The organism is Stenotrophomonas sp. HMWF003, assembly GCF_003061285.1.
Classification (GTDB): Bacteria; Pseudomonadota; Gammaproteobacteria; order Xanthomonadales; family Xanthomonadaceae; genus Stenotrophomonas; species Stenotrophomonas maltophilia_AP.
Genome location: NZ_QAIW01000300.1, coordinates 442 through 3,935 on the forward strand (window position 1 = coordinate 442; position 3,494 = coordinate 3,935).

General features: G+C 71.4%; 6 protein-coding genes. 1 reads left to right on the top strand and 5 read right to left on the bottom strand.

What is annotated here, in order from left to right; all coding sequences use genetic code 11:
• A partial coding sequence (gene grxD, locus DBR34_RS12305; RefSeq protein WP_258223876.1) for a Grx4 family monothiol glutaredoxin occupies positions 1–574 on the bottom strand: 574 nt, incomplete at its 3' end.
• Between the two features lie 57 nt (positions 575–631).
• On the opposite strand from grxD, the gene DBR34_RS12310 reads away from it, so the two are divergent.
• Positions 632–1,414 carry a polysaccharide deacetylase family protein gene (locus DBR34_RS12310; RefSeq protein WP_128097006.1) on the top strand — a complete coding sequence of 261 codons (783 nt, stop codon included), beginning with the start codon at positions 632–634 and terminating at the stop codon, positions 1,412–1,414.
• 18 nt (positions 1,415–1,432) lie between these two features.
• Here DBR34_RS12310 and DBR34_RS12315 read toward each other — a convergent pair whose 3' ends face one another.
• The 4 genes from DBR34_RS12315 to DBR34_RS22905 form a co-directional block, all read right to left on the bottom strand.
• Entirely contained in the window at positions 1,433–1,786 is a 354-nt protein-coding gene (locus DBR34_RS12315; RefSeq protein WP_128097007.1) for a hypothetical protein, read from the bottom strand.
• A gap of 60 nt (positions 1,787–1,846) precedes the next feature.
• Positions 1,847–2,488 (bottom strand): class I SAM-dependent methyltransferase, encoded by a 642-nt coding sequence (locus DBR34_RS12320; protein WP_128097008.1) that lies wholly within the window; start codon positions 2,486–2,488, stop codon positions 1,847–1,849.
• Between the two features lie 56 nt (positions 2,489–2,544).
• Complete coding sequence (locus DBR34_RS12325; protein ID WP_128097009.1) at positions 2,545–3,168, bottom strand: SGNH/GDSL hydrolase family protein; 624 nt, start codon at positions 3,166–3,168, stop codon at positions 2,545–2,547.
• On the bottom strand, positions 3,169–3,494 hold a 326-nt coding region (locus DBR34_RS22905; RefSeq protein ID WP_258223877.1), incomplete at its 5' end, for an aminotransferase class I/II-fold pyridoxal phosphate-dependent enzyme.

Sequence of the window (3,494 nt, forward strand, 5' to 3'; positions counted from 1 at the left end):
TGCCGCGGATATCGTCCACCCAATCGATGGTGATGCCCTCGGCGCGACGCGCGCTGGCCAGATCGAACTGCACGCGCAGCCCGTTGGACTCGGCCGCGATCGCGTTGTCGTCGTGCGGGGCCAGCTGGAAGTTTGGCTGGAAGTTTGCATCGATGCCCAGCTGCAGCGACGCACCCGGTGCATCGGCCAGCGCGCCGCGCAGCATCTCGACCGCCGCCGGCGTCACCGTGATGTTCGGTGCCGTGCGGTCCGGTGCGGCCAGACCCAGCACGCTGCTCAGCTCACCGCTGCTCGCCATCTGCAGAATGATGTCGCTGCCGCCCACCAGCTCGCTGTCGATGTACAGCTGCGGAATGGTCGGCCAGTCGCCGTAGGCCTTGATGCCTTCGCGGATCTCGGCGTCGGCCAGCACGTTGACGTGGGCGAACTCCACGCCCAGATCCTGCAGCGCGCCCACGGCCTTGGCCGAGAAACCGCACTGCGGCATGCTCGGCTGACCCTTCATGAACAGCACGACGCGGTTGGCGGTGAGGATGGATTCGATGCGCGAGCGCAGGGCGGGATCAAGGGACATGACGGTCGGGTCCGGCGTTTGGAACCGGTCATTCTACGCCGCATGGCATCATGGGGCATGACCGTACCGGAAACATTGCATCGCATTCCCCTGCGCCCCTGGCGCTGGCTGCCCTGGCTGCTGGTGTCACAGCTGCTGGTGGTGCTGGCGTGGGTGGGCCTGGGCTGGCCCATCGGGCTGGCGCTGATGGTGGCCTCGCACGCGCTGTTCATGGTGCCCGTGTTCCTGCCCAACAGCCGCTTCTACGCCCCCGTGCTCAGCCGCCTGCCGGGCAGCGCGCCGCGGGTGTGGCTGACCATCGACGACGGCCCCTCGCCCGAAACCCCGGCGGTGCTGGACCTGCTGGACCGCTACCAGGCTAAGGCCACCTTCTTCCTGGTCGGCGAGCGGGCCCTGGCCCAGCCCGAACTGGTGCGGCAGATGCTGGCCCGCGGGCACACGCTGGGCAACCACAGCCACCGCCACCCGCAGACCCGCTTCTGGCGGCTCGGGCGGGCGGCGATGGCCGACGAAATCGCCCAGTGCCAGCAGGCGCTGACCGCCATCGCCGGGCAGCCCCCGCGCTGGTACCGCTCGGTGGTGGGCATGACCAACCCGTTCGTGGCCCCGGCCCTGGCGCAGTGGCAGCTCACCCGGGTGGGCTGGAGCGCGCGCGGGTTCGACGGGGTCGATTGCCAGCCGGCGGCCGTGGTCGAGCGCATCGTGGCCGACCTGGGGCCGGGCGCCATCGTGCTGCTGCATGAGGGCGCAGCCCACGGGCACAACCTGCCGATCATCGAAGCGGTGCTGCAGGCCCTGCAGGAGCGTGGGCTGAGCGCGGTCCTGCCCGACGCGGCGTAGGCGACAGGCGCCGCCGGGTTACGGCTGCGTGCTGCCCGCCACCGGGTGCGCGTGCTGCCATTGCTGGCGCATCCAGCTGGCCAGTGACGCCTGGGCCAGCAGCAGGGTGACCGCCAGACCCAGCGCCAGCACCCCGGTCACCCGCCGGCGGCGGTGCTGCAGCAGGCTGCCGATGCCCATCACCGTGGCCAGCACGGCCAGGCCGATGCTGATGCACAGCACCACCAGCAGCACCACCGGCAGCGTCTGCATCTGCGCATGGGCCGGGGTATGCGCGTAGTGCGCGCTGATCGCGAACATCACCAGCCCGCACAGGCTGATCACCAGCGCGGCGATGCCCAGGGCGGAATGTCGGGGCGACGGCGGGGTCATGCGGGCTCCATACCGGTATCGGGGCGCGAGTATGCGCGTGCGGCGCGCCGTGCGCGACCCTCAGGCAAGCGCGGGCCGCTCGGCACTGACCAGCCAGTTGTTGAACGGGGTGTTGCCGTACAGCGGGCGCATCTGCAGGTGCAGGCCCGCCGCTTCCAGGGGCGCGCGCACGCTGGCGGCATCGGGATAGTGGCGCGGGCGGGTGCCCATCCACCCCACCAGGTGCGCCAGCATGTCGGTGATGCGGGTGGTGCGGTCGCGGCCGCTGTTGTCGGCCAGGGTGGTGCGGATCACCAGCCGCCCGCCCGGTGCCACGCGCGCGGCTGCCGCCTGCAGCAGCCCGGTCTGGGCGTGCGCGGGCAGGTACTGCAGCACGTCCAGCAGCGCCACGCTGCCGTGGTGGGCGGGCAGCGTGGCGCTGGCATCCAGGCAGTCGAAGCGCGCGTTGGCCAGCGCCGCGCGCGTCCCGGCGCGTTGTGCACGGGCAATCTTGTCCGCATCGATGTCCACGCCCAGGTACGGCTGCCGGTGCCCGGCCTGGCGCAGCACGTGCGCCAGCAGGCCCAGCCCGCAGCCGATGTCGAGCAGGGCGCCGTGCGCGGGCGCCAGCGCGGCCAGCACGCCCGGGTACAGCGGATCGCTGCCGAGCTTGCCGCGGCTGTAGTAGTAATCGCGTCGGTTGCCGAAGCGCTGGGCCGGCATGAAGGCGTCAGCGATGCGGCGGGCCTGTTCCTTGGCCAGTGGCAGGGCGTCCGTGCTCAGCGCGGCACCTCGTCGGCCAGCTGCACGCGCGCCACCTGGAAGGCGCGCTCGGTCCACAGCGCGTACATCGCCGCCGACGGATGCAGGCCATCGTCGACCAGCATCACCGCTTCGGCGCCGGGGACCCGGCTGAGGTCGGTGATGTCGATGAACGACACGCCGTGTTCGGCGCAGATCGCGGCGGCGGCCGCGTTGTAGGCATCCAGTTCCTGCCCGACCTGCACGCGGTCGCGGTTGTGCGCGCGAGCATACGGGGTGACGCCCCAATCGGGAATGGACAGCACCAGCACGCGCTGCGCGCGATCGCCGGCAAAACCGAGCGCACGCTGCAGCAGCGCGGTGAAGCGCGGGCGGTAGTCGTCCACGCTGCGGCCGCGGTACTGGTCGTTCACCCCGATCAGCAGGCTGACCAGATCGAAAGGCCCCTGCGGCGCGGCGGCATCGATGCCGGCCTCCAGTTCGTCGGTGGTCCAGCCGGTGGTGGCGATGATCTGCGGGTCGTCCACCGCCACGCCGATGTCGCGCAGGCCGGCAACCAGCTGCTGCGGCCAGCGCGCGGCCGGGTCGACCCCTTCGCCGATGGTGTAGGAGTCGCCCAGGGCCAGGTAGGACAGCGCCACTCAGGCCACCGCGCTGCGCGGCTTCAGCGGCACCACCTTGGTATTCGCTTCGGCACGCCGCGCCAACGCGCGGTCGATGCGGGCGAAGACATCGCGCATCACCTCCGCTTCGGGCAGCAGGGTGACCCGGAAGTGGTGGCGGTAAGGCACGTTGAAGCTCGAGCCCGGAACCACCAGCACGCCTTCCTCGTTCATCAGTTCCAGCGCGAAATCGTGGTCGTCGAAGCTGCGGGCCGCCGGCCCGACCACGGCCGGGAAGGCGTACAGCGCGCCGGCCGGGGCCACCAGCGACAGGTGCTCGCTGGCGTTGCAGGCCTCGATCACCG